This is a genomic window from Photorhabdus kayaii, assembly GCF_025384895.1.
GTDB lineage: Bacteria > Pseudomonadota > Gammaproteobacteria > Enterobacterales > Enterobacteriaceae > Photorhabdus > Photorhabdus kayaii.
In genome coordinates this window covers 1-1,161 of the sequence record NZ_JAJAFZ010000186.1, presented here as the reverse complement: position 1 = coordinate 1,161, position 1,161 = coordinate 1, and the positions used below count along the sequence as shown (strand labels likewise).

Genomic DNA, 1,161 nt, shown 5'->3' with positions numbered 1-1,161 from the left:
CTGCTATTCATCCAAAGAAAACTCTTGCCCGATAATCATCGCACCAACCCGCTTTTTTAAGCTTGTTCCTTTGGCTCGGTGCCCCGCAATCGCATTGTTTGACCAGATTCAGGACGATACGACGGAATAAGGCCAGATTCTCAACTGCACCCTCCAGAACAATTCGTGAATCATCTTCTTTAAAGACCACATCAAGAATATAGTGCTGGGTATTTTCAATCCGCCAATGCTGGCGAATATAATATCCCAGTGATTTATGCTTGGGCGAAAGGGAACTCACATAATAAGACGTGTCCACCGTTCCTTTGCCATTTTGTGTCCGGTGACGTTCTACGGCGATAATGCTACGAATGGTCGGCCATTTCTCGATTAATTCTGCCGTAAATTGGGGCTTTAACTGAAACACATAACGCTCTTCACGCCGGCCATGGGCTTCTTGCTTAACTTCCGTGATAATTTTTTCTTTACCGGCATCAAACACCGCCTGAAATTGCGATTGGACGGCTTCCCACAGATGGGGTTGATTTTTTTTCACCTGAACCACGACATGGGCTTTCTTTTCGCTGATTTTTTCCAGCGTTTGGCGCTGACAATGCAAAGCATCCAGCGTGACGATGCTGCCTTTCAGGTCAAGGATATCCAACATCTGCCGCACGATACTGATTTCCCCGTTTTTCGTGGCAGTGGCTTTCTGGCTCAGGACTAATCCTTGTTCCGTATCATATGCCGTGACCAGTTGGACGGCGTTTTGCTTTTCATTACGGTAGGCGCGTCGCAGAACTTTTCCATCGAAGGCAATGACCGGTTTCCCTGCCTGTTCACGTTGTTCATTGATCCAGTTGAGCAAAGCCTCCAACAGCGAATCAAGTTCAATAGCGCGCACAATTCTGGCAACCGTGTGTCGGCATGGTATTCCACTGAGAAAGGGGCGATATTTTTTCAGCCACGTAATTTTGGCCCGACCATAAGTTTCAATATCTTGCCAACCTTCAGCGCCAGCGAGAATGGCGCTGATGACAAGAAAAATAACATCAATCAGCTCGTATTGACGATTGATGTCAGAACGAGTTTCTTTCACAACGGTTAAATGTTCAATCAGGGTCTGGTTCGGATTCATGGGCGAGTATTAAAAAGAAAAATAAGGAGAATGAGATCATATAA

Annotated in this window: 1 protein-coding gene; it reads right to left on the bottom strand. The window is 46.0% G+C overall.

Going from position 1 to position 1,161, the window contains the following annotated elements; genetic code table 11:
- Window positions 1-7 precede the first annotated feature (7 nt).
- Window positions 8-1,117, bottom strand: a complete 1,110-nt coding sequence (locus LGZ98_RS23790; protein ID WP_046973751.1) for an ISAs1 family transposase — start codon at window positions 1,115-1,117, stop codon at window positions 8-10.
- Window positions 1,118-1,161 lie beyond the last annotated feature (44 nt).